Here is a 26,037-nt window from a genome sequence, read left to right as displayed (position 1 = left end):
GACCGATCCGGATTCAGGCGGATGCATACTGGACCCGGCACCGCTCAGTCTCCAGGATCTTGAAGGTCAGCCGCAAACGCATCGTCTCGCCGGGCGCTGGGGTCACCAACCTGGCGAGAGGAACATGCTCAAATCCCACGCCGGCGGGATCCACCTGGGCCGCAGTGCAGACCGTGCCCACGGCGTCGAGACGGCAGTCATAGATCGCCGAGCCTTGCTCCATCATGCGCGCCGCACGATCCGGATAATAGCGACGCAACAGCCCCGGATCGATCTTGGGCGCCTGGCCCGGATCCAACCGGACCAGATCGACCAAAGCCGTCTTGATGCATTGGTGAGTATCATCATTGGCGGTCGCGACGGGGGGTGGAGGCGACGGCGCCGCGCAGGCCGCGGCCCAAAGGGTCAGGCCCAAAACGCCCGCGGCCTTGTCCGGGCGCGCGAACCGGTCATCAAGGCGAAAGGTCATGGGTCCAACGCTCCGGACCAAGACAAAAGGCGCGAGCCGGAGCCCGCGCCTTCAATCTTAAGCTGAGATCGGATCGAACGCCTAGTCCAGCTGGCGCTTGATCTCTTCGACCGTGAAGCACTCGATCACGTCGCCGACCTTGATGTCCTGGAAGCCGGCGAACATCATGCCGCACTCCTGGCCCGACGGGACCTCGTTGACCTCGTCCTTGAAGCGCTTGAGCGTCTGCAGGGTGCCCAGCTCCAGAACGACGATGTCGTTGCGGATGATCCGGACCTTGGCGCCCTTGCGGACCACGCCTTCGGTGACCTTACAGCCGGCGACCTTGCCGACCTTGGAGATGTCGAAGGCCTGCAGGACTTCGGCGTTGCCGAGGAAGGTTTCGCGCTGGATCGGGGCCAGCATGCCCGAGAGCACGCCTTTGATGTCGTCCAGCAGGTCGTAGATGATCGCGTAGTAGCGGATCTCGACGCCTTCTCGCTCGGCCAGCGCCCGCGCCTGGGCCGAGGCCCGGACGTTGAAGCCGATCAGCGGCGCGCCGGCGCCCTTGGCCAGCATCACGTCGCTTTCGCTGATCGCGCCGGCGCCCGACAGGATGATCCGCGCGCGGACCTCGTCGGTGGCCATCTGCTCCAGCGAACCGATGATCGCCTCGGCCGAGCCCTGCACGTCGGCCTTGATGACCAGCGGCAGCTCGCGCAGCTTCTTGTCCTGCAGCTTGGCCATCATGTCGGCCATGCTGGTGGCGCCCGCGCCGACCGGGTGCATCGACTTCTCGCGCTTGAGACGGATGCGGTACTCGGTCAGCTCGCGCGCCCGGGCCTCGTTCTCGACGACGGCGAAGCTGTCGCCCGGCGAGGGCACGCCGTCCAGGCCGAGGATCTCGACCGGGGTGGCCGGACCGGCTTCGGTCAGCTGCTCGTTGCGCTCGTTCAGCAGGGCGCGAACCCGGCCGAACTGGCTGCCGGCCACGACGATGTCGCCGCGCTTCAGCGTGCCGCGGTTGACCAGGACGGTCGAGACCGCGCCGCGGCCCTTGTCCAGCTTGGCCTCGATCACCACGCCGTCGGCGGTGCGGTCGGGGTTGGCCTTCAGGTCCAGCACTTCGGCCTGCAGCAGGATGCGCTCGATCAGCTCGTCCAGGCCCTGGCCGGTCTTGGCCGAGACCTCGACGATCTGGGTGTCGCCGCCCAGGCTTTCCACGACGATCTCGTGCTGCAGCAGCTCGTTGGTCACCCGGGTCGAATCCGAGCCCGGCTTGTCCATCTTGTTGACGGCCACGATGATCGGGACCTCGGCGGCCTTGGCGTGTTTGATCGCCTCGACCGTCTGGGGCATCACGCCGTCGTCGCCGGCCACCACCAGGATGACGATGTCGGTGATGTTGGCGCCGCGCGCCCGCATCTGCGAGAAGGCCGCGTGGCCGGGGGTGTCGAGGAAGGTGACCTTCTGGCCGTTTTCCAGACGCACCTGGTAGGCGCCGATGTGCTGGGTGATGCCGCCATGCTCGCCGCCGGCCACGTCGGCCTTGCGCAGCGCGTCCAGCAGGCTGGTCTTGCCGTGGTCGACGTGACCCATGACGGTGACGACCGGGGGCCGGGGCTCCAGGTGATCGTCGATGTCCTCGGCGCCGATGAAGCCTTCTTCCACGTCGGCTTCCGACACGCGCTTGACGGTGTGGCCGAACTCGGTGGCCACCAGCTCGGCGGTGTCGTTGTCGATGACGTCGTTGATCTTCAGCATCACGCCCTGACGCATCAGGAACTTGATGATGTCGACGCCGCGCACGGCCATCCGGTTGGACAGTTCCTGCACGGTGATGACGTCGGGAATGACGACCTCACGCGCGACGCGGGCCTGTTCGGCCACGCCGCCGCGGCGCTTTTCCTTCTCGCGTTCGCGGGCCCGGCGAACCGAGGCCAGCGAGCGCATGCGGTCGGCGGAGTCTCCGTCGCCGGCCACGGTCTGGATGGTCAGGCGGCCTTCGCGGCGCTGCGGGGCGCCCTTGGCGCGGCTGACCGCCTTGCCGGGGGCCGCGGCCTTGCGGCGATCGTCCTCGTCGTCGGGCTTGCGGCCGACGTCGCCGCCGGGGCGCGGGGCCGAGCGCGTGGCGCGCTGGATTTCCGGCGTGGCCGGAGCCGAGGCCGGGACGCCCGGGCGGGCGCCGCGCGGACCGCCGGGACCCGGACGGGCGCCGGGCGCCGGGCGCGGGGCCAGGGCCGAATAGCGGACGGTCTGGGTCGGGCGGTCGCCTTGCGGACGGTCGCCCTGAGGGCGATCGCCTTGCGGCCGGTCACCCTGCGGACGGTCGTTGCGGAAGCCGCCCTCGGGACGGGGACCGCGCGACGGGCCGCCGGCGTCGGGACGCGGCGTGCGCTGGTTGTACGGGCCGTCCTGGCGCGGGGCGCGCTGGTTGAACGGCCGGTCCGCGAAGTTCGGACGATCGCCCTGCGGACGGTCGCCTTGCGGGCGGTCGCCCTGCGAACCCGGACCCGGACGGTAGGTGGTGGTCGACGAGCGGTCGTCGCGACGGTCGCGGCTGGGCTCGTAGGTGCGGGTCTGGCCGGGAGCCGGCGTCGGGCGCGGAGCCGGAGCCTCGGCCCGGACCGGCGGCGCGGCGGGCGCCGGCGCCTGGGGCGCGGGAGCCGCCGGAGCGGGGGTCGGGGCCTGGGCGACGGGCGCTTGGGCGACCGGGGCCGCCGGAGCGGCGGGCGCCGCCGGGGCCGGCGGCGGAGCGGCGGCGGCCTTGGCGGCTGCGGCGGCCTTGGCGGCGGCTTCGCGAGCCGCGGCTTCGGCGGCCGCGGCGCGGGCCTCGGCGGCGCGGCGTTCGGCCGCCTGGCGCTCCTGCTGCTCGCGAGCGGCTTCAATGGCGCGCTGGCGGGCGACCATCTCGCTTTGCGACAGACCGCCGGCCGAACCGCCGCCCCCTTGGGACGACTGCGGACGCGGGGCGTCGCCTTGACGGCGCTCGGCCGAGGACGGCGCGGCGAGATTGCCGGCCGGCGGCGCGTGCGGACGCACGCGCTTGGTTTCAACCACCACCGTCTTGGTGCGGCCGTGGCTGAAGCTCTGCTTCACGACGCCGGCGCTGACCGACCCCTGACGGGGCTTCAGCGTGATGGGCGCTCGCCCGCCGGGGTTGGAACCAGGCCGACCGTTTTCGTTCTCGTCGCTCATGCGCTCGCTTGTACTTCCGCCGGCGGAGGCCGGCCAAAAACCGTTCGATCCATACGAGAAAGGGGCCTGGACGTACTTCCCGAAGGAAGCGCGTTTCCCGACCCTTCACTCAGGAGCGGATCACGCTCCTCATTTCAAGTTCCAGGCCGCTGTCGCCAACGAATGGAAGCCATTCGTCGAGGCCAGGGCCTAGGGCTCCTCGCGCCAACTCGCCGACCAACTCGAGGGAAGGAGTGGGCGAAAGCCTGATAACCGCTCGACGTCCAAAGTCCAGCGATCAGTGCCGCGCCCGGCAAGGAGCGCCGTGTGTATCACATTCTCCCCGCCCAAGGCCAAACCCAATTCGTCGGACGTGAACATCCCGCAGATTTTGGGGCTGTTCGGGGCCTTGTGGACCGCGGTGAGAATCTTTCGGCGACCGTCGTCGGCGCCGTCGGACGCCTCGATCAACCAGGCGGTCTTGCCCGAAGCCAGGGCCGCGGAGACCTTTTCGAAGCCTGAGATAATCGTTCCGCCGCGCCGCGCAAGCCCCAGCCCGTCCAGAACCCGCTTGGCCAGCAGCCGTTCCACCTGGTCGGCCAGGTCGGCCGGAGCGGCCAGCTTGGTCTTGGCCGAGCGCGAAAACAGTCCCTTCTTGGCGGCCACGGCCACCGCCTCGCGAGTGGCCGCGACCCACATGCCGCGACCGGGCAGCTTGCGGGCCACGTCGGGGACCACCGTCCCGTCGGGGCCGATCACGAACCGCACCAGGCGCGCCTCGTCCGTCGCCTCGCCCAGGACGATGTCCTTGCGCTGGCGATTGGCTTCGGCGTGGGTCCGGGGGGCGTCGGCGTCGGTCATGCGGCTCCGCAAGACACCGGGCCTCCGACTTTCGCGGGAGGCCCGGGCTCAAGATCAGTCTTCCTTGGCGTCTTCAACGGCTTCCTCCGAGGCCTCGGCCGGCTCCTCGCCCGCCGCTTCCTCGAACTCGCCCTCTTCCTCGACATATTCCGGCTCGGGCGGGGCCTCGACCCAGCCCATGACGATGCGGGCGCGCATGATCAGCGCCTCGGCGTCTTCCGGCGACAGGTTGAAGCTGTCCAGGATGCCGGCCTCGCGGGTGCGCTCGCCGTCCTTGGTCTCGAACCAGCCGCGCAGGTCGTCGGGGATCAGACCGGCCAGGTCCTCGACCGACTTGACGTCGCCTTCGCCCAGGGCCACGGCCACCGGCAGGGTGACGCCCTCGATCTCCAGCAGGCCGTCCTCGACGCCCAGCTCCAGGCGCTTGGCGTCCAGGGCGGCGGCTTCCTTTTCCAGGAACTCGCGGGCGCGGGTCTGCAGCTCGTCGGCGGTCTCGTCGTCGAAGCCCTCGATGGCCGCGATCTCGTGCGGCTCGACATAGGCGACGTCTTCCACCGCGGCGAAGCCTTCGGTGACCAGCAGCTGGGCGATGACCTCGTCGACGTCCAGGGCCTCCTGGAACAGGGCCGTGCGCTCGGAGAACTCGCGCTGGCGGCGCTCGCTTTCCTGGCTCTCGGTCATGATGTCGATCTGCCAGCCGGTCAGCTGGCTGGCCAGGCGGACGTTCTGGCCGCGGCGGCCGATGGCCAGCGACAGCTGCTCGTCGGGCACCACCACCTCGACGCGCTCGTCCTCCTCGTCCATGACGACCTTGGACACTTCGGCCGGGGCCAGGGCGTTGACGATGAAGGTCGCCTCGTCCTCGGACCACTGGATGATGTCGATCTTCTCGCCCTGCAGCTCGGCCACCACGGCCTGGACGCGCGAGCCGCGCATGCCCACGCACGCGCCGACCGGGTCGATGCTGCTGTCGTTGGAGATCACGGCCATCTTGGCGCGCGAGCCCGGGTCGCGGGCCACGGCGCGGATCTCGATGACGCCGTCATAGACTTCCGGCACTTCCTGCGCGAACAGCTTGGCCATGAAGCCGCCGTGGGCGCGCGACAGCATGATCTGCGGACCCTTGGTCTCGCGGCGGACGTCGTAGATGTAGGCGCGGATGCGGTCCCCGACATTGAAGTTCTCGCGCGGGATCGACTGGTCGCGGCGCATGATGCCTTCGCCGCGGCCCAGATCGACGATGACGTTGCCGTATTCCACGCGCTTGACGCTGCCGTTGACGATCTCGCCGGCGCGGTCCTTGTACTCGTCGTACTGGCGCTCGCGCTCGGCTTCGCGGACCTTATGCATGACGACCTGGCGGGCCATCTGGGTCTGGACGCGGCCGATCTCGAACGGCGGCAGGGCCTCTTCGTAGACCTTGCCGACCTCGGCGTCGCGCCAGGTGCGCTTGGCCGACGACAGCTGGACCTTGCCGATCTCGCCTTCCAGCTCGTAGTCGTCCGGCACGACCTCGATCACCCGCTTCTGGGTGGTCTCGCCGGTGCGCGGGTCGATCTTGACGCGGATGTCGTGCTCGGCGCCGTAGCGGGCCCGGGCGGCCTTCTGCAGGGCGTCCTCGATCGCCTCGATGACGACTTCCTTCTCGATGCCCTTTTCACGCGCGACCGCGTCGGCGATCTGCAGCAGCTCGAGGCGGTTGGCGGAAATGCCGATGGCCATGGTCAGTCCTCTTCACTTTCGGACAGGTCAGTGTCGATGTCGGTGTCGTCTTCGATGCGCGCGGCCCGCTGGGCGGCCCCGCGCTTCATCAGTTCGTCGTTGAGCACCAGCTTGGCGTCGACGATCCAGTCGAACGGGAAATAGACGGTGGTGTCGTCCTCGCCCTCGATGTTCAGGCCCACCTGGCCGTCCTCGACGCCGGCCAGCTCGCCCTTGAAGCGCTTGCGGCCCTCGGCGACGCGGTCCAGCTCGATGCGGACCTCCAGGCCGGCATAGGTGTCGAAGTCCTTCAGCCGGGTCAGGGGGCGGTCGACGCCCGGGCTGGAGACCTCCAGGGTGTATTCGCCGGCGATCGGGTCGGCGGCGTCCATGATCTCGGAAATGGCGCGCGACAGGCGGGCGCAGTCCTCGACGTTCATGTCGCCGTCCGGCCGCTCGGCCATGATCTGCAGCCGGCGCTGCTCGGCCCCGCCCATCAGGCGCAGGCGGACGATCTCGTAGCCGACGGACTCGGCGACGGGATCGAGCAATTCGACCAGACCGATATCTTCCTGCGTCTTGCCGCGCACGGTTCTCTCAACTCACTGGGCCGCCCAAGACAGCCTGGGAAAAGCCAAGCTGGCGAGCGGCCAAAGAAAAAGCGGCAGCCTTTCGGGCCGCCGCTCGAAAGCGCTATCAGCGCTGACGGACGATGTAGGAGCTATATAGCGCGATGTTCGGGCGGTTGGAAGCCCCCTGCGATCGTCACGCGTCGTCGCCCCTTCCGCAGTGCAGCACTTGTGGGCTACAAGCGCCCCCGCGCAGGCCCGCCTCCCCGCGGGACCATCCCAAACGAAGAGTCACGATGGACCTCTCCAAGATCGCCGTCGGCGTCAACCCGCCCTACGACCTGAACGCCGTCATCGAGATCCCGCAAGGCGGCGAGCCGGTGAAGTACGAGATCGACAAGGCCAGCGGCGCCCTGATGGTCGACCGCTTCCTGCACACGGCGATGTTCTATCCGGCCAATTACGGCTTCATCCCCCACACCCTGGCCGACGACGGCGACCCGGCCGACATCATGGTGGTGGGTCCGACCCCGGTGGTGCCCGGCGCGATCATCCGCTGCCGTCCGATCGGCGCCCTGATGATGGTCGACGAGGCCGGTTCGGACGAAAAGATCCTGGCCGTGCCGGTCGACAAGCTGCACCCGTTCTATACCGGCGTGTCCAGCTGGCGCGACCTGCCGGTGATCCTGACCGAGCAGATCGCCCACTTCTTCCAGCACTACAAGGACCTGGAAAAGGGCAAGTCGACCAAGATCACCGGCTGGGCCGATCCGGAGGAGACCGCCGAGATCATCCGCGCCGCGATCAAGCGCCACGACGAGAGCTACTGACGTTTAGACCCTCCCCCGTGGGGGAGGCGATCACGAAGTGATCTGTGGGGGGAGTTCTGCTGGCTCAGCAAACTCCCCTCTCCGTCGCCCTTTGGGCGACACTTCTCCCACGGGGAGAGGGGCTTTAAGCCCTCACGAAATCCAGGAACACCGGCGCGCAGTCGCCCAGCTTCTTTTCCTCGTAGCGGGTGGTGACGTGGTCGGCGGGCGCGGCGTTGCGGTCGGCGTCGGCCTCGGCGAAGCGGAAGGCCGGGTCGGCCAGCACCCGCTCGACCGTCCATTCGGCATAGTCGGCCCAGTCGGTGGCGAAGCGGAAGGCCGCTCCGGCCTTGAGCACCCGCGCCAACTCGCTCACGAAGGCCGGCTGGATCAGGCGGCGCTTGTTGTGGCGGGCCTTGTGCCAGGGGTCGGGGAACATGATGAACAGCCGGTCGACGCTGGCGTCGGGCAGCCAGCCGACCACGTCGCGGGCGTCGCCCTCGTGGATGCGGACGTTCTTCAGCCCCTGCTCCTCGACGTGGCGCACGGCGCTGGCCACGCCGTTGACGAAGGGCTCGGCCCCGATCACCAGCACGTCGGGACGCTTGCCGGCCTGGGCCGCCATGTGCTCGCCGCCGCCGAAGCCGATCTCCAGCCAGACTTCCGCGGCCTCGGGCATCAGGTCGCGGGGTTGGAACTGCTCATGCGGCACGGCGATCGTCGGCAGCAGGCTGTCGAGCAGGGCCTGCTGGCGCGGCTTCACCGGCCGCGACTTCAGGCGGCCGAACGAGCGCAACGGCCCGTGGGGTTGTTGGGGGTTGGTCATGGGGCGGCGTCTTAGCGCCTGACCGTCCCGGGAGCTAGGGCGCCGTCGAATATCCTCGGCGGACCATCTGCGACCAGAACGGGATCGTCTTGCCCTCGTCCTCCAGAATGAAATCCAGAGGATCGGTCACGAACTCACGGTCGACATAGCTCTCCAGGTCCCGGCCATAGACCACGATGTCGGCCTGATAGACCGAGAAGATCGGATTGCCGGCCTCGCGCGGCGTCTCGGACATGTAGCGATGGCCATAGACGGGGATCAGCCTGGGCGCGGCGTCCACGACGCGGCGCAGCACGGCCGCCCGCTCGGCGGGATCGCCGGGTCGTGGCCCCCATTCGGGCCACCAGAGGCCGTTTTCCTCGACGTCGAACAACAGGCCCTCGTAGGGCCAGGCGAAGCGTTCGGCCAGCTTCTCGTGATCGTGGGTCCAGTCCAGGGCCCCGGCGATCCGGTGTTTCAACAACAGCGCCCGCAGGTCGGGCGGAAAGAAAAAGCCGAACCGCGCCTGGGCGGCGTCGAGTTCGGCTTCGGTATAGGACGGCCCCCAGATTTGACGCTGGGGGCCGCTCATGATCAGGCCAGGCCCTTCAGCTCCGACACCAGGTCGGTCTTCTCCCACGAGAAGCCGCCTTCGTTGTCCGGCGTGCGGCCGAAGTGGCCATAGGCGGCGGTGCGGGCGTAGATCGGCCTGTTCAGCTGCAGGTGCTCGCGGATGGCGCGCGGGGTGGCGCCGCCGATCAGCTGGGGCAGCAGCTTTTCCAGCTGGGCCGGGTCGACCTTGCCGGTGCCGTGCAGGTCGACGTGGAACGACACGGGCTGGGCCACGCCGATCGCATAGGCGATCTGGATGGTGCAGCGGTCGGCCAGGCCGGCGGCCACGACGTTCTTGGCCAGATAGCGGCAGGCGTAGGCGGCCGAGCGGTCGACCTTGGTCGGATCCTTGCCCGAGAACGCGCCGCCGCCGTGCGGGGCCGCGCCGCCGTAGGTGTCGACGATGATCTTGCGGCCGGTGACGCCGGCGTCGCCGTCCGGACCGCCGATCTCGAAGCGGCCGGTCGGGTTGACCAGCCACTGGGTCTTCTTGGTGATCAGGCCGTCCGGGAAGATCGGCAGGATATGCGGCTTGATCAGGTCGAGCACACGCTTGGAAGTCGGGGTCTTGCCGCCGATCTTCTTCTTGTGCTGGTGCGACACGACGATCGAGACGACACGGACCGGCTTGCCGGAACCGTCGTATTCCAGGGTCACCTGGCTCTTGGCGTCGGGCTCCAGCTCTGACAGCTCGCCCGAGTGGCGCAGCTGGGCCAGGCGGCTGAGGATGTTGTGGCTGTACTGCAGGGTGGCCGGCATCAGCTCCGGGGTCTCGGTGCTGGCGTAGCCGAACATGATGCCCTGGTCGCCGGCGCCTTCGTCTTTCTTGTCGGTGGCGTCCACGCCCTGGGCGATATGCGCCGACTGGCCGTGCAGGAAGTTCGAGTACTTGGCCTTCTCCCAGTGGAAGCCCTTCTGCTCGTAGCCGATGTCCTTGATCGCGGCCCGGACCTTGGGCTCCAACGATTTGAGGATGTCCTTGGTCAGCTGCTTGTTGGCGGCCTTGTCGCCGCCCGGCTTGCCGGCCCGTACTTCGCCCGCCAGGACGATGCGGTTGGTGGTGACCAGGGTTTCGCAGGCGACGCGCGCTTCGGGGTCGACGCTCAGGAAGGCGTCGACGACGGTGTCGCTGATCCGATCGGCGACCTTGTCCGGATGGCCTTCGGAAACGCTTTCACTGGTGAAGATGTAGGAAGAACGGCTCAAGGTTCAGCTCCGGACATGACGTCGCCCGCTCGGACGGTCTGCCCGAGGGACTAGGCGCGAACATATAAAGATATGTTTATGTCCGCAAGCCGGATCAGGCCTGGGCTTCTTCCTCGATCAGGTCCTCGGCCATCGACCGGACGAGGTCCAGGATGCGCCGGCGAACACGGGACTTGCCGATGCGCGGGAACAGCGCGGCCAGCTCCAGGCCTTCCGGGGTCATCAGGAAGTCGTGCACGAACTGCTCGGAGCCGTTCTCCTCGAAACCGTCCACGTCGGTCGGATCGGCCAGGCCTTCGAAGAAGTAGGACACCGACGACTGCAGGCTCTTGGCGATCTCGTAGAGCTTGGAGGCGCTGACGCGGTTGGCGCCGCGCTCGTACTTCTGCACCTGCTGGAAGGTCAGGCCCAGGTCGTCGGCCAGACGCTCCTGGCTGACGCCGAGGATCTTGCGCCGCATGCGGATGCGGGCGCCGACGTGCAGGTCGATCGGATTGGGGGAGCGTTCTTGGTCAGAGGTCGTGTTCATGCCGCTTCAATCACTGGGGGGAAAAGCCACGGATATCTGGAAGCCTGTCTGTTTCAGTTTGGGACTTTTTCCAAGCCTCGACCCCCTGGAACGCGAATCGCGAGGGCAAATGAAACCAAAAGCAGCAGTCCGAACGGCCAATGCCCAAGCCTGGAGAACAGGGTCGGCGAACCGACATTCGGCACATTACCGTCGATCACCCCTGATTCGCCAAGTTTCAAGCGGGCGCCGGGCAAAATTCTTCCCTGAGCGTCGATCAGGGCGGAGACGCCGGTAGGGGTGGCGCGGATCAGGGGGAGTCCCGTCTCGATCGCGCGATAGCTGGCCAGGTTCAGGTGCTGCAGCGGCCCGGACGTCACCCCGAACCAGGCGTCGTTGGAGACATTGACGATGGCGCGCACGCCCGGCGCCGGCTCGGCCAGGCGGGGAAACAGGCTTTCGTAGCAGATCAGCGGCTGGACCAGCAGGTTCGGGGCGATCCGCATCGGCCGGGGCGCCGGTCCCGTGGCGAAGCCGTCGCCCAGGTGGGCCATGCTCTTGACGCCCAGCCGAGTCATCAGGGCGTCGGCCGGCAGGTACTCGCCGAACGGCACCAGCCGGTGCTTGTCGTAGATCCCGACCACCTCGACGTCGTTCGCCGTACGGCGCAGAGCGACCAGGCTGTTGTAGTAGACCGGCTGGTCGGGCGTCCCCTCGTAGCGATAGCCGCCCAGCAGCATCAGTTGGCCGGGCCGCAGGGCGTCGATGATGGCCTGACGCACCCAGCTGCCCTGGACCATGTAGTCGTTGATCGCCAGCGGCAGGGCGCCCTCGGGCCAGACGACGATGTCGGCCGGCTTGCCGGCATAGGGCCTGGCGGTCAGCGAGACATAGGCCTGGACGATCTGGGCGAACCGGCCGGCGTCCCACTTGGATTCCTGCGGGATGTCGGCCTGGACGATGCGGACGCTCGTCCGGGCCTGCCCGCCGGCCGGCGCCGTCGGAGAGGTCGGCAGCAAGGCCCCGCCGACGAACAGCCCGACCAGGCCGGCGAGGGCCGCGCCGACCGCGATCCGGCCACGCCGACCGTCGCGCCACACCGCCGGAGCGGCGGCGAGGGCCAGGGTAATCCAGGTCAGGCCGTAGGCGCCGACCAGGGCGGCGACCTGGGACGGGGCAGAACCCGCCCGCCAGGTCTCGCCCGGCAGGTTCCAGGGAAAGCCGGTCAGGATGTGGCCGCGCGTCCATTCCAGGGCCGCGAAGGCCCCGGCGAACACCAGCACCCGCCGCGCGCCCGGCGGCCTGATCAGCCGATAGAGCACCGCCGCCAGGCCCCAGAACAGCGCCATGCCGGCGGCCATGGCGGCCACCGCGAACGGGGCCATCCAGCCCTGGTTGGCGGCGTCGACCATGAAGGCCTCGGCGATCCACCAGGTGGAGAGCCCGAAATAGGAAAGCCCCGTCAGCCAGCCGCGGAAGAAGGCCGAGCGCAGCGGGCGGGGCCCGTCGACGGCGTCCAGCAGCCACAAAAGCACGGCGTAGCCCAGCAGGCCGGGCAGGATCCCGAACGGCGGATGGGCCAGGGCGGCGGCCAGGCCCGCCAGCAGGGCCAGGCCCCGGACCCGCCACGGCGTCAGCTTCGGCAGGGGCGGCAGGTTCACGAGGCGGCCGCGCGACCGGGCGGGTCGGCCGTCTCGGCCTCGAGATCAACGGCCGGGCGCACCCGGACCCGGCGCACGCGGCGCGGATCGGCCTCGACGACCTCCAGATCGAAGCCGGCCGGATGGGCGATCACCTCGCCGCGCTGCGGCACGCGGCCGGCCAGGGCCACGACCAGGCCGGCGACGGTGTCGATGTCCTCTTCCATGTCGGGCGGCGCCAGGTCGCGGTCGAGGGCGGCCTCCAGGTCTTCCAGCGGCGCCCGGGCGTCGACTTCGTAGAGGCCGCCGGGGCGGGCGACGATGCTGGAGACCTGGGCGTCGTCGTGCTCGTCGTCGATCTCGCCGACCACCGCCTCGATCAGGTCCTCCATGGTCACCAGGCCGTCAGTGCCGCCGAACTCGTCGATGACCAGGGCCATGTGGATGCGGCTGGTGCGCATGCGCAGCAAGAGGTCGGCGGCCCGCATCGAGGCGGGGACGTACAGCGCCTCGCGCCGCAGCCGGTGCAGGATCTGGTCGACCGGACCCGGCCGCTTGTCGTCATCGGCCAGCAGGCGGAACACGTCCTTGACGTGGACCACCCCGACCGGGTCGTCCAGGGTCTCGCGATAGATCGGCATCCGCGAGTGCTCGGCCTCGGTGAACTGGGCCACCACCGCCTCGAAGGCCGTCGAGACCTCGACCGCCACGATGTCGGCGCGCGGGGTCATCACGTCGGCCACCCGCAGGCTCTGGAAGGCCTCGGCCTGGTCGACCATGTCGACCTCGTGGACCAGGGTCGGGTCGGCCGGACGCGAGGCCTCGGCCAGGCCCGGCACGCCCCGGCCGGCCAGATCCTTGCGCATCTTGCGGAAGAACGCCCGCACGCCCCGGCTCAGGCGAGCCGGGCCGGCGGGCGTGGAACTCTGGTCGTCGCTGGGCATGCCCTGGCTGGTTATCCCTCGGCGGACGCGGGTTCGGCATAGGGGTCTGGAATGTCCAAGCCCGCGAGGATCTCGCGCTCGAACGCTTCCATGGCCTGCGCCTCGGCGTCGTCCTGATGATCGTATCCTAAGAGATGAAGCACCCCGTGCGCCACCAGATGTTGCAAGTGGTGGGCGAGAGGCTTGCCCTGCTCGATCGCTTCGCGCCGGCAGACCCCGAACGCCAGGGCGATGTCGCCGATCTGGCCTTCCGGATTGGGCGGCGAGGGGAAGGACAGCACGTTGGTCGCGTAGTCCTTCTGCCGGAAGTCGCGGTTCAGCGCCTGGACGCTGTCGTCGTCGGCCAGCAGGATGACGATGCCGTTCCCCTCGATGTCCTCATGGGCGTCCAGCACCGCCTGGGCGGCGCGCCAAACCAGGGCCTCGACCTCCGGCTCGGCCTTGGTCCAGGCCTCGTCCTCGATCTCGATGTCCACCGTGATGGTCATCAGCGCGTCGTCGTCTGCAGGGCGTCGGCGTCGTAGGCCTTGACGATGCGCTCGACCAGCGGGTGGCGCACCACGTCGGCCGAGGTGAAGCGCGACACCGCCACGCCCTCGACGCCCTCGAGGATCGACACTGCGTGGGCCAGGCCGGAATCGCGGGGGTTCAGCAGGTCGACCTGGGTCGGATCGCCCGTCACCACCATCCGCGCGCCCTCGCCCAGCCGGGTCAGCACCATCTTCATCTGCAGGCGCGAGCAGTTCTGGGCCTCGTCGACGATGACGAACGCATGGGCCAGGGTGCGGCCGCGCATGAAGGCGATCGGGGCGACCTCGATCTCCAGCTTCTCGCGCCGGCGGCGCAGCTGGTCGGCGCCCATGATGTCGGTTAGGGCCTCCCAGACCGGGGCCATGTAGGGGTCGACCTTCTCGTTCAGGTCGCCCGGCAGAAAGCCCAGCTTCTCGCCCGCCTCCACCGCCGGGCGGGTGACGATCAGCCGGTCGACCTCGCCGCGCAGCAGCATGCCCGCGCCCTGGGCCACGGCCAGGAAGGTCTTGCCGGTGCCGGCCGGACCCAGGCCAAAGCACAGCGGATGGCCGGTCATGGCCTCCATGTACTTGGCCTGGCCCTTGGTCTTGGGCGAGACCGAGCCCTTGCGCACGGCCCGCGGCGAGGCCTGGCCGCCGGCGCTGTGGGCCTCGCCCACCGCCACGCGCACGTCGGCCTCGACCACCTCGTCGTCGGCGTCGGCCCGCTGGGCCAGGGCCTGGATCGCCCGCTTGGCGCTGGAGCGCGCCTTGACGTCGCCGGTGATCGTCACCCCGCCGCCCGGGGTCTCGATCAGCACCTTGAAGGCGTCCTCGATCAGGGCGGCGTGACGGCCGTTCGGGCCGGAAACGGCGCGGACGGCGGTGTCGGACAGGGGCAGGAACTCAGGCGTACGGCTCAAGCGGGCTCCGGGATGGATTGGGTCTCGAGCACGCCGCCCAGGCTCATCTTGGCCGACGACTCGATGCGGACGGGAACGATCTGGCCCAGCAGGCTGTCGGGGCCCACCGCGTGCACGGCTTGCAGATAGGGACTGCGGCCAACGATTTGACCGGGGTTGCGGCCTTTTTTCTCGAACAGCACCGGCAAGACCTTGCCGACCTGCTGGGCGTTGAACGCCTTCTGCTGCTCGTCGAGCAGGGCGTTGAGGCGGTCCAGGCGCTCGCCCTTGACCGCTTCGTCCACCTGGCCGGGCATGGCCGAGGCCGGGGTGCCGGGACGGCGCGAATATTTGAACGAGAAGGCGCTGGCGAAGCCGACCTCGCGGACCAGCTCCAGGGTCTTGTCGAAATCACCGTCGCGCTCGCCGGGGAAGCCGACGATGAAGTCGCCGCTCATGGCGATGTCGGGCCGCGCGGCGCGGATCTTCTCGATCAGCCGCACATAGCTCTCGGCCGTGTGGTCGCGGTTCATGGCCTTGAGGATCTTGTCCGACCCCGCCTGCACCGGCAGGTGCAGATAGGGCATCAGCTGCGGCAGCTCGCCGTGCGCCGCGATCAGGTCGTCGCCCATGTCGCGCGGGTGGCTGGTGGTGTAGCGGATGCGGTCCAGGCCCGGGATCTTGGCCAGGCGGCGGACCAGCCTGGCCAGGGTGTAGCCGCCGCCGTCATAGGCGTTGACGTTCTGGCCCAGCAGGGTGACCTCGCGCACGCCCTGGTCGGCCAGGCGCTTGGCCTCGTCCTCGATGGCCTCGGGCGGCCGCGACCACTCCCCGCCGCGCGTATAGGGCACCACGCAGAAGGTGCAGAACTTGTCGCAGCCCTCCTGCACGGTCAGGAAGGCTGTGACGCCGTTGACCTGGCGCTCGGCCGGCAGGGCGTCGAACTTCTCGTCGGCCGCGAAGTCGGCGCTCAGCCGCTCGCCGGTGGCCCGGTGGGCGCGGGCGATCAGCTCGGGCAGCTGGTGATAGGCCTGGGGCCCGACCACCAGGTCGACCGCCGGCTGGCGATGCATGATCTCCTTGCCCTCGGCCTGGGCCACGCAGCCGGCCACGGCGATGGTCATGCGACCGCCGGCCTCGGCCTTGCGGCCCTTCATCTGCTTGATGTAGCCCAGCTCGGAATAGACCTTTTCGGTGGCCTTCTCACGGATGTGGCAGGTGTTGAGCACCACCAGATCGGCCCCTTCGGGGTCGTCGACCACGCCATAGCCCAGCGGACGCAGGACATCGGCCATGCGCTCGCTGTCATAGACGTTCATCTGACAGCCGTAGGTCTTGATGTAGAGGCGCTTTTGCGGGGTCTCGCTCATCGAGGCGTTATGAGCGCGAGGGCGGGCTTTCGCAAGGACGGCGGCGCCACACCCTCGCCCCCTCCGGCCTTCGGCCCTCCTCCCCCGGAGGGAGAAGAGCCTAAAGCGCCTGGCTCCGCCCCCTCGCCGCGACAGAGCGCGTAGCGGTCAGGTGGGGGCAAGTCCGAAAATCAGTCCTCGATCGGAACCCCGTACAGCTCCAGCCGGTGGTCCACCAGCTTGTAGCCCAGCTTGCGGGCGATGGCGGTCTGCAGGGCTTCGATCTCCTCGTCCACGAACTCGACGACCTTGCCGGTCTTCATGTCGATCAGGTGGTCGTGGTGATGGTCGGGAGTCTCCTCGTAGCGCGAGCGGCCGTCGCGGAAGTCGTGGCGCTCGATGATGCCGCTCTCCTCGAACAGGCGCACCGTCCGGTAGACCGTGGCGATCGAGATGTGCGGGTCCACGGCGTGGGCGCGGCGGTGCAGCTCCTCGACGTCCGGATGGTCGGTGGCCGCCGACAGCACGCGGGCGATGACCCGCCGCTGGTCGGTCATGCGCATGCCCTTTTCGATGCAGAGCTTTTCGAGGCGATCCACGGCGGCGTCTCCGGAAAGATGAATCCAAGCCAGATTCGCGGGCAAGATAGGGGCTTGGCCGCTAGCTGTTAAGCACCCGGCGCATCACCACCGCGTCCTTGGCCCCATCCGGATGGGGATAATAGCCTTTTCTCAGGCCCACGCGCCCAAAACCGGTGGTCTCGTAGAGCCGGATCGCCGCCAGATTGTCGGCCGCGACCTCCAGGAACATCTCGAAGGCGGCGGCTTCCCGGGCGACGCCCGCCGCCATCTCGACCAGGGCCGCGCCCCAGCCGCGACGGCGGGCGGCCGGGTCGACCGCGATCGTCAGGATCTCGGCCTCGCCGGCGACGGCGCGGCACAGGATGAAGCCCTTCGGCTCCTCCGGATCGCCCGCCTCGCCGAGAATTGCGAAGGCGCCGGGACCCTTGAGCAGGGTCTCGAACTCTTCCGCCGACCAGGGCCGGTCGAAGGCGCGGTCGTGCAGGTCGGCCAGGGTGAAGCAGGCTTCCAGCCCGACGGGACGCAGGATCATGCGGCCGGCGCCACGGCGTAGGGCGCCCGCAGATAGAGCGGCCGGGGCGAATGGCCGGGAGCCGGCCGGGCGGCGGCCAGGCGGGCAACGGCGACCGGGTCGGGATAGGCCGGGCTCAACACCGCGGCGTCCGGCAGGACGTCGGCGACCAGCGGCGCGCCGGAGCCGACCAGGGTCGCCGGCCCGCCGGAGTAGAGCTCGGCCAGGCGGGCGGCGGCGACGCCGACCTCCAGGGCGTCGGGGGCCATCAGCGCCTTTCCGCCGTCGAAGATCTGCAAATAGACTTGGCCCATCTTGGCGTCGAGCACGCCGGCCACGAAGCCGGTCGCGTCCGCCGAGGCGGCCAGGGCCTCCAGGGTGTTGACCCCGACGCAGGGGATCGACAGGGCCGTGGCCAGGCCCTTGGCGAACGACAGGCCCACGCGCAGGCCGGTGAACGAGCCGGGGCCGACGGTGACGGCGATGCGGGTCAGGTCGACGAACTTCACCCCGGCTTCGGCCGCCACTTCGCGAGCCAGGACGGCGATGCGCTCCTGATGGCCGCGGGTCATCGGCTCGCTGCGGGCCGCGCGGACGGCGTCGCCGTCCAGGATCGCGACCGAGCTGGCGGCCAGGCAGGTGTCGATGGCCAAAACCAAGGAAGAGGGAATCATTGGGTCGGCGCTCCGCCGCGCCAGAGGAACTCGCGCAGGGTGGCCTTTTCGCGCAGCACCGCCTCGGACGGCATCGTGTCCTGCGTCCAGCCGGGCACGGCGAACAGGTAGCGCAGCACCGGCTCGCCGGGCTGGGTGCAGATCACCGCGTGGGCGTCGCGGTCCTTGCCCATCCAGCAGCGCGGATAGTCCATGTCGGCGTTCGCCCACCTCAGGCCGAGCGTTTCACCGCGCGGACCTTGGGGCGTCCCGCCCGAGACGCGGATGTCGCCGACCTTGGTCGTGCCGGGATTGCCCTGGATCTCGATCACGCCCCCGCCCTGCTCGATGGTGATGATCGGCGTCGGCTCGCCAGGTCCCTGATGCAGGAAGGCGGCCTTGACCGCGGCTTTCGGGAACCGGGGCTGGATGGCGTCCAGGGAAAAATCGGTCTGGGCCATGATCGGACCGACCGAGAATTCGTCCAGCGCCAGAGGGCCGCCCGCATAGGGCATGAAGCGGTCGACGGCTCCGGACGCGTCCTGGCGCGTCACCACGGCGGGGGCCGGAGCGGCGGTCGCGGGCGCGCCGCTCTTCGACCCCGCGGGCTTGTCGGCCGGGCCGCAGGCGGCCAGGGCCAGCAGCGGCGCGGCGAGGATCAGGTGTCGCAGCATCGGGTCAGGCCGCGCCGACGGCGGCCTTCTCGGCCGGGCGCCAGACGAATTCGTTCAGCTGGCCCTTGGCTTTCAGGGTCTCGACCGGCGGCAGGCCGCCCTTGGCCCAGCCGGGCACGCCGAACACATAGGACACGGTCGGGGCCTCGGGGCGCACGCAGACCGTCTGGTTGACCGTGCGGCCCTCGCCGGCCCGGCACTGGGCGATGTCGAAGGACAGGTCCGCCCACTTTCCGAGCAGGGCCTCGCCCTTGGGACCCTCGACAGGCCCGCCCGCCAGGCGGATCTCGCCGATGCCGCCTTCCGCGTCCTTGCCGATCTCCAGCAGCGGAACATTGTCCTGCTCGACGGTGAGGATCGGTCCGGGCGGACCCTCGCCGGTGTGGATGAAGGCGCTCTTGACCACCGCCTTGGGGAACAGGGCCTTGATGGTCGCCAGATCGAAGGCCGTCTCGCCGGTGATCGGGCCCACGCCGTCGGCGCGCACGTGCAGCGGCCCGCCGACATAGGGCGTGACCGCGATGGCGACCGGCCCGGACTTGGGGACCTCGGAGGACGAGGCGGCGGGCGGCGGGGCGGTGTCGGCTTGCTTGGCCGGGCCGCAGGCGGCGAGCAGCAGCAGCGGGGCGGCGATCAGGACGAGGCGCTGGGTCATGGGGCGCCTTTTAGCACCGGGTCGGCGGGATGTGCATCCGATGCACAAAGAAGTTGTCATCCCGGAAGCCTCGCAGAGGCTGTCCGGGATCCAGGGGACTGGGCGGATGCGGTGCGGTTCCCCTGGGTCCCGGCTCTTCGCTGCGCTACGGCCGGGATGACAACCTTTGAAGTCTCAGAGCGAAATCAAACGATCTTCGCGGCTTCCTCGAAGTCCAGGCGCGGATTGCGGGGGAACAGGTTCTCTTCGGTGCCGTAGCCGATCGAGACGATGAAGTTGGACTTGATGTTCGTGCCCTCGAAGAATTCCTTGTCGACGGCGGCGTTGTCGAAGCCCGACATCGGGCCGGTGTCCAGGCCCAGGGCCCGCGCGGCCATGATGAAATAGCCGCCCTGCAGCGAGCTGTTGCGCAGCGCGCCCCACTCCTTGGCCACGGCGTCGCCGAACCAGTGCTTGGCCCCCGGCGCGTTGGGGAACAGGCGGTCCAGGGTCTCGGGGAAGTCCAGGTCGTAGCCGACGATCACCGTCACCGGCGCCTGCAGGATCTTGGGGCCGTTCGAGCCCGAGGACAGGGCCGCCAGCCGGGCCTTGGCCTCGGGGCTCTGGACGAAGATGAACCGGGCCGGGGTGGTGTTGGCCGCGGTCGGGCCGAACTTCACCAGGTCGTACAGCTGGCGCAGCACCGGTTCGGGGATGGGCTGATCGCTCCAGCCGTTGCGCGTGCGGGCCTTCGTGAACAGTTGGTCGAGAGCCGTGTCGGCGAGCCTGGCCATCAGCGATCCTTATGGGCGATATAATTGCAACTTATACAGTTACGATAAGGAGGCGCGAAGGCGCTGGCAAGGCTCGGCGCGCGCAAAGGCTTGCACGCGGGCGCACGCGGCGGACGCCTAGAGCGTCTGCTCGACCCGGGTCACTTCCGGCACATAGTGCTTGAGCATGTTCTCGACGCCGGCCTTCAGCGTCGCCGAGGACGACGGGCAGCCCGAGCAGGCGCCGCGCATGTGCAGCCAGACCACGCCGGTGGCCGGCTCGAACTTGCTGAACACGATGTCGCCGCCGTCCTGGGCCACGGCCGGGCGGATGCGGGTGTCGAGCAGGTCCTTGATCTCGGCGACGATCTGCGAGGTTTCCTCGTCGTAGACCCCGTCCTCGTCGTGGCCGCTTTCGGCCTGGTCCAGCAGCAGGGGCCGGCCGCTGGTGAAGTGGTCCATGATGGCGGCCAGGATCGGCGCCTTCAGGTGCGGCCACTCCGCGCCCTCGGCCTTGGTCACCGTCAGGAAGTCCGGGCCGAAGAACACGCGGTTGACGTCGCCCAGGCGGAACAGGGCCTCGGCCAGGGGCGAGGCGTCGCCCTCCTCGGCCGTCTTGAACTCCCGCGCGCCCTCCCCCAGCACTTCGCGGCCGGGCAGGAACTTCAGGACCTCGGGATTGGGCGTGGTTTCGGTCTGGATGAACATGCCGGAGAAATGGACCCGAGAGGCCGCCAGGACAAGAGGCCGGCTGCCCCTTGCGTCATCGTGACAAACGAACCGCGTTATGGCTCCATCGTCGAAACAGTTGTTTCACCCAAGATTTTCAGGGGAGGTCGCCATGAGCGACGGAGCCATCGATCTTTCCGGCGACGCCCAGAAGGACGCGGCGCGGGCCAAGGCCTACGCCATGCCCCTGGAGCAGATCGACGTCGCCGATCCGGCCCTGTTCCAGGCCGACGCCCACTGGCCCTATTTCGAGCGGCTGCGGGCCGAGGATCCGGTGCACTACTGCGCCGAGAGCGAGTACGGGCCCTACTGGTCGATCACCCGCTATAACGACATCATGACCGTCGACACCACCCACCAGGTGTTCTCGTCGGACTCCAGTTTCGGCGGCATCACGATCCGCAACTTCGACGAGGACTTCGTCCTGCCGATGTTCATCGCCATGGATCCGCCCAAGCACGACATCCAGCGCAAGACCGTCAGCCCGATCGTCTCGCCGGTGAACCTGGCCTTGCTGGAGGGCACGATCCGCGAGCGGGTCGGCGGCATCCTGGACGATCTGCCGATCGGCGAGACCTTCGACTGGGTCGACAAGGTGTCGATCGAGCTGACCACCCAGATGCTGGCCACCCTGTTCGACTTCCCCTGGGAGGAGCGCCGCAAGCTGACCCGCTGGTCCGACGTCACCACCGCCATACCGGGGGCCGGGATCGTCGACAGCGAGGACCAGCGCCGGGCCGAGCTGCTGGAGTGCCTGGCCTATTTCACCGAGCTGTGGAACCAGCGCGTCAACAGCACCGAGCCGGGCAACGACCTGATCTCGATGCTGGCCCATGGCGAGGCGACGCGGAACATGCCGCCGATGGAGTACCTGGGCAACATCCTGCTGCTGATCGTCGGCGGCAACGACACCACCCGCAACTCGATCACCGGCGGCCTGCTGGCCCTCAGCCAGAACCCGGCCGAGGAGGCCAAGCTGCGGGCCGACCCGTCGCTGATCCCCAACATGGTCTCGGAGATCATCCGCTGGCAGACGCCGCTGGCCTATATGCGGCGCACGGCGGTGGCGGACTTCGAGCTGTCGGGCAAGACCATCAGGAAGGGCGACAAGGTCGTGATGTGGTACGTCTCGGGCAACCGCGACGAGACGGTGATCGACAATCCCAACGCCTTCCTGATCGACCGCCCCCAGGCCCGCCGCCACCTGTCGTTCGGCTTCGGCATCCACCGCTGCGTCGGCAACCGCCTGGCCGAGCTGCAGCTGAAGATCATCTGGGAGGAGATCCTCAAGCGCTTCCCGAAGATCGAGGTGATGGGCGAGCCCAAGCGGGTCTATTCCAGCTTCGTGAAGGGCTATGAGAGCCTGCCGGTGCGGATTCCCCAAAGAAACCCTCTCCCATAGGGAGAGGGCCATTGGGAGAAGGAAAGACTAGGCCCCCCAGAACCCGACCAGCTTCTTCACCTCGGCCACCGTCGGCGCGGCGACTTCCGACGCCCGCTCCGCGCCGGCCTTCAGGATCCGGTCGATCTCCGCCGGATCGGCCAGCAGCGAGCGCATGCGCTCGCCGACCGGGGCCAGCTTGTCGACCGCCAGGTCGGCCAGGGCCGGCTTGAAGGTCCCGAAGCCCTTGCCGGCGTACTCGGCCAGCACCTCGGCCTTGGTCCGGCCGGCCAGCGCCGCGAAGATCCCGACCAGGTTGTCGGCCTCCGGGCGGGCGCCCAGCTCCTCGAGGGTCTCGGGCAGCGGTTCCGGGTCGGTGCGGGCCTTCCTGACCTTGGCGGCGATGGCGTCGGCGTCGTCGGTCAGGTTGATGCGGCTGTAGTCCGACGGGTCGGACTTGCTCATCTTGGCCGAGCCGTCGCGCAGGGACATGATCCGCGCCCCCGGCCCCTGGATCAGCGGCTCGGGCTGCGGGAAGAAGCCCTGGACGCCGAAGTCGTGGTTGAACTTGCCGGCGATGTCGCGGGTCAGCTCCAGGTGCTGCTTCTGGTCCTCGCCGACCGGCACATGGGTGGCCTTGTAGACCAGGATGTCGGCGGCCTGCAGCACCGGATAGGTGTAGAGGCCGACGCTGGAGCGCTCCTTGTGCTTGCCGCTCTTCTCCTTGAACTGGGTCATCCGATCCAGCCAGCCCAGGCGGGCCACGCACTGGAATATCCAGGCCAGCTCGGCGTGCTCGCGCACCGCCGACTGCGGGAAGATCGTCGCCTTCGCGGGGTCGAGGCCGGCGGCCAGGTAGGCGGCGGCGATCTCGCGGGTCTGCTGGGCCAGCAGGGCCGGATCCTGCCAGACGGTGATGGCGTGCAGGTCGGCCACGAAGATGAAGGTGTCCATCTCATGCTGCAGCCGGGCGAACTTCACCAGGGCGCCCAGATAGTTGCCCAGGTGCAGGGCGCCGGACGGCTGGACGCCGGAGAGCACGCGGGTCGGGCCCGCATAGGGGACGGGGGTGTGGTCGGTCATGGCTTCAGCCCTGGAACGGATAATGGATATGGTGGCGGCGCAACGGCGCGGGCCGCGCGCCCTCCTCGAAAGCAGGGGACGCGGCGGTCGGGATCAGCGGAAGCTGCGCCATCGCGGCGCGAAGGAACCGATCGAAGCCATGACTGCTGGTTAGCGGGCTGGACAAAGGTTGTCATCCCGGAAAGCGCGCAGCGCTTGTCCGGGATCCAGGACAGCCGCACCGCCCTCGCCCCGGACAGCCCCAGCGGGGCTTCCGGGATCACAACGGTTGGGACGATGAAGCGCCCCTAAGCCTTGCCCCGCTTGAGCACGCCCTTCAGCTCCGCCGGCGTCACCCCGCCGAACAGGAAGACCAGCGGCGGATACAGCGCCCCGCCGACCAGCACGGTCAGCAGCAGGGCGAACTCCTTGGCCCCCAGGGTGTGGCCGCGCAGGCCCAGCTCGCGCAGCGGGGCCTCGATCAGCGGCCGCCAGTGCGAGGCCGCGGCCAGGGCCCCGCCCATGGCGACGCTGGCCGCCAGGATCCGCGCCACCCGCGACCAGGTGGCCATGGACGGGCTGTAGTGCCCCTTGCGCGACAGGCCGAACGCCATCTGGCCGACATTGATCCACGAGGCCACGGCCGTCGCGGCGGCGATGCCCTTCACCCCGATCAGGTTGAACAGCAGGATGCCCAGGCCGATGTTCATCGCCACCGAAATCAGGGCGAAACGCATCGGGCTCTTGGTGTCGCCCCGCGCGAAGAAGGCCCGCGAATACAGCTGCTGCAGCACGAAGGCCGGGGTGCCCAGGCCGTAGAAGAACAGGGCCGAGGCCGTCTGGCTGGCGTCGAAGCTGGTGAACTGGCCGCGGGTGTAGAGGGCGTCCGACAGGAAGCCGGGCATGGCGACCAGGGCCGCCGCGGCCGGAATGGTCAGGGCCATCGCCAGGGTGATGGCCTGGTCCATGGCGGTCTGGGCGTCGTCGCCGTCGCCGGTGTTCACGGCCCGCGACAGGCGCGGCAGCAGGGCCACGCCGATCGCCACCCCCACCAGGCCCAGCGGCAGCTGGTACAGGCGGTCGGCGGTGGCCAGCCAGGAGCGGCCGCCGGGCACATGGCTGGCCAGGTTGCCGGAGATGAAGATGTTGACCTGGGTGGCGCTGGCCGCCAGGGCCCCGGGAATGGCCTTGCCGATCAGCTCGCGCACCTCCGGCGTCAGGCGCGGCAGCCGCCAGTGGACCTTGGCTCCGGACTTGTTGACGCCCCAGGTCAGCAGGGCCGCCTGGGCGACGCCGGCGACGATCACCCCGGCCGAGCCCCAGGTGGCGGCCCCGACGGCCGTGGTCTGGGGCAGGATGAAGATCAGGGTGGCGACGTTCAGCAGGATCGGCGCCCCGGCCGACAGCACGAAGCGGTCGCGGGCGTTCAGCACCCCCGACAGGTGGGCGACGATGGCCATGCACGGCAGGTAGGGCATGGTGATCTGGGTCAGCAGCACCGCCAGCTTGTACTTCTCGGTGCCCCAGCCGAAGCCGGGGCTGATCAGCATCATCAGCCAGGGCATGGCCAGCTGGCAGACCAGGGTGATGACGATGGTGGCGGCCGCCAGGCTGGCCATGGCGTCGGCGGCCAGGATGTCGGCCGTCTCCTCGCCGTCGCGCTGCAGCGACTTGGCGTAGGCCGGCACGAAGGCCGCGGCGAAGGCGCCCTCGGCGAAGAACCGGCGAAACAGGTTCGGGAAGGCCAGGGCGGCGTTGTAGGCGTCGGCCGCCGGGGTGGCGCTGGCCCCCATCCGGTACGAGACCGCCAGGTCGCGGGCGAAGCCCATGAACCGGCTGACCAGGGTCAGGCCGGAATAGATCGCCGACGATTTCAGCAGGCCGCCGGCCTTCTTGGCGGGGGCCGGGGCGGTCGGGACGGGTTCGGGGGGGGGCGCGTCGGTCACGCATGGCTTCTGGGGGCTGGGCGAAAGGCCGTCAAGCGAGCGACGCGGCGGGGGCGGAGGATTTTCGGTGCAGGGCCGCGCCGCGGCGCCCCCTGGCGGATCGCCGGCGGCGTCGCTAGGCTCGGCCGTCTCGAACCCGGAACCGGACCGCCATGCCCAAGGCCAACAGGATCCTCGGCCTTGGCCAGGCGCTCGGCGCGGCATGCGTCGCCGTCCTGGGCCTGGCGGCCGCGGCCCACGTCTACAGCAGCCAGAAACAGGCCAGCGCCGCCGAGGCGGCGGCCTGGAGCCTGGACGGACCGCCCTGCCCCACGGTCGGCCCGGCGGACTACGCCGCCGGTTCAGGCAAGGCCAAGGTCACCGCCTTCGACGACGCCCGCTTCGAATACCGCGTCGGCCACATGATGTGCATCCACCGGCCCGACGCTAGAGGCGGCGGCGAGCACCCCGTGTGCCAGTTCACCGGACCGGTCCTGCTGGCCGTCAGGACGCCCCAGGCCCAGGCCTTCTTCGCTCCGCCCTCGATGCGCGCCGTGCGCGTGGCGGTGGTCGACGGCCAGCCCCGCTGCGTGCTGATCCCCCCGTTCCAGATGGCGGACCGCCGATAGGGCGGCGCGCAGGGCGGCGGACAAGGGATCTCGTCCTCACGCGGAAAGCCGCTGAGTTGATGGGAAGGGTGCGAAGCGCCCGGGCCTCGCCCGGAAGAGCTTTGATGTTGTGTACCGTTTCGACGAAGTACAGGCGCTTCGCGCGGAACCGTTATCCGGAAGCCTTCGGATCGCGGATTTTTAACCCGCTCCGATGGAGGCCCCCGACGGGCGGGGTGTTGGCGCACCCCGGACCGCCTGGGCGATTTCAGCCCAGGCCTGCCGGCTCGATCCATCTATCCCCGGCGCCGGAGTTTCGTCGCGACCAAGGCGAAACCTGCTCCGAACCGACCTGGGACGTCCCCGAAGGAACACGACGGACAAGCCTTCCCGCTCGTCCACCCCCGAAGGCCGCATCGGTCGCCGTACGTGCGCCCTCCCCATGCCTTCAGGTGCAAGCAGTATG

Annotated in this window: 26 protein-coding genes; 3 read left to right on the top strand and 23 right to left on the bottom strand. The window is 69.3% G+C overall.

Annotated features, from left to right (window positions below; all coding sequences use genetic code 11):
- Window positions 1-13: 13 nt before the first annotated feature.
- The 5 genes from BM066_RS16745 to rimP all read right to left on the bottom strand — a co-directional run bounded on the left by BM066_RS16745 (window position 14) and on the right by rimP (window position 6,777).
- Complete coding sequence (locus BM066_RS16745; RefSeq protein WP_018113331.1) at window positions 14-469, bottom strand: hypothetical protein; 456 nt, start codon at window positions 467-469, stop codon at window positions 14-16.
- An 81-nt stretch (window positions 470-550) separates the two neighbouring features.
- The gene (infB, locus tag BM066_RS16740) at window positions 551-3,646 is read right to left on the bottom strand and encodes a translation initiation factor IF-2 (RefSeq protein ID WP_018113330.1); all 3,096 of its coding nucleotides are present in this window, start codon (window positions 3,644-3,646) and stop codon (window positions 551-553) included.
- Between the two features lie 189 nt (window positions 3,647-3,835).
- Complete coding sequence (locus tag BM066_RS16735) at window positions 3,836-4,486, bottom strand: RNA-binding protein (protein ID WP_018113329.1); 651 nt, start codon at window positions 4,484-4,486, stop codon at window positions 3,836-3,838.
- 54 nt (window positions 4,487-4,540) lie between these two features.
- Window positions 4,541-6,208, bottom strand: a complete 1,668-nt coding sequence (nusA, locus tag BM066_RS16730; protein ID WP_018113328.1) for a transcription termination factor NusA — start codon at window positions 6,206-6,208, stop codon at window positions 4,541-4,543.
- Window positions 6,209-6,210: 2 nt separating this feature from the next.
- Entirely contained in the window at window positions 6,211-6,777 is a 567-nt protein-coding gene (gene rimP / locus BM066_RS16725; protein WP_018113327.1) for a ribosome maturation factor RimP, read from the bottom strand.
- Window positions 6,778-7,052: 275 nt separating this feature from the next.
- Between rimP and ppa the strand changes: the two genes are divergently transcribed.
- Window positions 7,053-7,586, top strand: a complete 534-nt coding sequence (gene ppa, locus BM066_RS16720) for an inorganic diphosphatase (protein ID WP_018113326.1) — start codon at window positions 7,053-7,055, stop codon at window positions 7,584-7,586.
- Window positions 7,587-7,710: 124 nt separating this feature from the next.
- Here ppa and trmB read toward each other — a convergent pair whose 3' ends face one another.
- The 16 genes from trmB to BM066_RS16640 all read right to left on the bottom strand — a co-directional run bounded on the left by trmB (window position 7,711) and on the right by BM066_RS16640 (window position 20,574).
- Entirely contained in the window at window positions 7,711-8,391 is a 681-nt protein-coding gene (gene trmB, locus BM066_RS16715; protein ID WP_029589481.1) for a tRNA (guanosine(46)-N7)-methyltransferase TrmB, read from the bottom strand.
- A gap of 34 nt (window positions 8,392-8,425) precedes the next feature.
- Window positions 8,426-8,962, bottom strand: coding sequence for an SMI1/KNR4 family protein (locus BM066_RS16710; RefSeq protein WP_018113324.1), 537 nt, complete (start codon window positions 8,960-8,962; stop codon window positions 8,426-8,428).
- A 2-nt stretch (window positions 8,963-8,964) separates the two neighbouring features.
- Window positions 8,965-10,188, bottom strand: coding sequence for a methionine adenosyltransferase (gene metK / locus BM066_RS16705; RefSeq protein ID WP_018113323.1), 1,224 nt, complete (start codon window positions 10,186-10,188; stop codon window positions 8,965-8,967).
- A gap of 94 nt (window positions 10,189-10,282) precedes the next feature.
- Window positions 10,283-10,717 carry a helix-turn-helix domain-containing protein gene (locus BM066_RS16700; protein WP_018113322.1) on the bottom strand — a complete coding sequence of 145 codons (435 nt, stop codon included), beginning with the start codon at window positions 10,715-10,717 and terminating at the stop codon, window positions 10,283-10,285.
- Window positions 10,718-10,770: 53 nt separating this feature from the next.
- Window positions 10,771-12,357: an apolipoprotein N-acyltransferase gene (gene lnt, locus BM066_RS16695; protein ID WP_018113321.1), complete on the bottom strand. Its 1,587-nt coding sequence runs from the start codon at window positions 12,355-12,357 to the stop codon at window positions 10,771-10,773.
- Window positions 12,354-13,280, bottom strand: a complete 927-nt coding sequence (locus tag BM066_RS16690) for a hemolysin family protein (protein ID WP_018113320.1) — start codon at window positions 13,278-13,280, stop codon at window positions 12,354-12,356. The genes lnt and BM066_RS16690 overlap by 4 nt, the downstream gene beginning before the upstream one ends.
- 11 nt (window positions 13,281-13,291) lie before the next feature.
- Window positions 13,292-13,750 carry an rRNA maturation RNase YbeY gene (gene ybeY, locus BM066_RS16685; protein ID WP_177218485.1) on the bottom strand — a complete coding sequence of 153 codons (459 nt, stop codon included), beginning with the start codon at window positions 13,748-13,750 and terminating at the stop codon, window positions 13,292-13,294.
- A gap of 17 nt (window positions 13,751-13,767) precedes the next feature.
- A complete protein-coding gene (locus BM066_RS16680) occupies window positions 13,768-14,712 on the bottom strand; it encodes a PhoH family protein (protein WP_018113318.1) in 945 nt (314 codons plus the stop codon).
- Complete coding sequence (gene miaB / locus BM066_RS16675) at window positions 14,709-16,061, bottom strand: tRNA (N6-isopentenyl adenosine(37)-C2)-methylthiotransferase MiaB (RefSeq protein ID WP_018113317.1); 1,353 nt, start codon at window positions 16,059-16,061, stop codon at window positions 14,709-14,711. Before miaB ends, BM066_RS16680 begins: the two co-directional genes overlap by 4 nt.
- A gap of 170 nt (window positions 16,062-16,231) precedes the next feature.
- Window positions 16,232-16,639 carry a Fur family transcriptional regulator gene (locus BM066_RS16670; protein WP_018113316.1) on the bottom strand — a complete coding sequence of 136 codons (408 nt, stop codon included), beginning with the start codon at window positions 16,637-16,639 and terminating at the stop codon, window positions 16,232-16,234.
- A 61-nt stretch (window positions 16,640-16,700) separates the two neighbouring features.
- The gene (gene rimI / locus BM066_RS16665; RefSeq protein WP_018113315.1) at window positions 16,701-17,153 is read right to left on the bottom strand and encodes a ribosomal protein S18-alanine N-acetyltransferase; all 453 of its coding nucleotides are present in this window, start codon (window positions 17,151-17,153) and stop codon (window positions 16,701-16,703) included.
- Complete coding sequence (gene tsaB, locus BM066_RS16660; RefSeq protein WP_029589479.1) at window positions 17,150-17,791, bottom strand: tRNA (adenosine(37)-N6)-threonylcarbamoyltransferase complex dimerization subunit type 1 TsaB; 642 nt, start codon at window positions 17,789-17,791, stop codon at window positions 17,150-17,152. The genes rimI and tsaB overlap by 4 nt, the downstream gene beginning before the upstream one ends.
- 11 nt (window positions 17,792-17,802) lie before the next feature.
- A complete protein-coding gene (locus BM066_RS16655; protein ID WP_018113313.1) occupies window positions 17,803-18,459 on the bottom strand; it encodes a hypothetical protein in 657 nt (218 codons plus the stop codon).
- A 4-nt stretch (window positions 18,460-18,463) separates the two neighbouring features.
- Window positions 18,464-19,114, bottom strand: a complete 651-nt coding sequence (locus BM066_RS16650; RefSeq protein ID WP_018113312.1) for a DUF1131 family protein — start codon at window positions 19,112-19,114, stop codon at window positions 18,464-18,466.
- 185 nt (window positions 19,115-19,299) lie between these two features.
- Window positions 19,300-19,887, bottom strand: coding sequence for a malonic semialdehyde reductase (locus BM066_RS16645; RefSeq protein WP_018113311.1), 588 nt, complete (start codon window positions 19,885-19,887; stop codon window positions 19,300-19,302).
- A gap of 117 nt (window positions 19,888-20,004) precedes the next feature.
- A complete protein-coding gene (locus tag BM066_RS16640) occupies window positions 20,005-20,574 on the bottom strand; it encodes a NifU family protein (RefSeq protein ID WP_018113310.1) in 570 nt (189 codons plus the stop codon).
- A gap of 133 nt (window positions 20,575-20,707) precedes the next feature.
- On the opposite strand from BM066_RS16640, the gene BM066_RS16635 reads away from it, so the two are divergent.
- Complete coding sequence (locus tag BM066_RS16635) at window positions 20,708-21,997, top strand: cytochrome P450 (protein ID WP_018113309.1); 1,290 nt, start codon at window positions 20,708-20,710, stop codon at window positions 21,995-21,997.
- 27 nt (window positions 21,998-22,024) lie between these two features.
- Here BM066_RS16635 and trpS read toward each other — a convergent pair whose 3' ends face one another.
- Window positions 22,025-23,059, bottom strand: coding sequence for a tryptophan--tRNA ligase (gene trpS / locus BM066_RS16630; RefSeq protein WP_018113308.1), 1,035 nt, complete (start codon window positions 23,057-23,059; stop codon window positions 22,025-22,027).
- Window positions 23,060-23,346: 287 nt separating this feature from the next.
- Window positions 23,347-24,984: a murein biosynthesis integral membrane protein MurJ gene (gene murJ, locus BM066_RS16625; protein ID WP_018113306.1), complete on the bottom strand. Its 1,638-nt coding sequence runs from the start codon at window positions 24,982-24,984 to the stop codon at window positions 23,347-23,349.
- A gap of 152 nt (window positions 24,985-25,136) precedes the next feature.
- Between murJ and BM066_RS16620 the strand changes: the two genes are divergently transcribed.
- Window positions 25,137-25,592 (top strand): hypothetical protein, encoded by a 456-nt coding sequence (locus BM066_RS16620; RefSeq protein ID WP_018113305.1) that lies wholly within the window; start codon window positions 25,137-25,139, stop codon window positions 25,590-25,592.
- The last annotated feature ends 445 nt before the right edge of the window (window positions 25,593-26,037 follow it).

It is taken from the genome of Caulobacter sp. UNC279MFTsu5.1 (assembly GCF_900114015.1).
Lineage (GTDB): Bacteria > Pseudomonadota > Alphaproteobacteria > Caulobacterales > Caulobacteraceae > Caulobacter.
The sequence above is the reverse complement of the archived record's forward strand: the minus strand, read 5'-3'. Positions and strand labels throughout refer to the sequence as shown.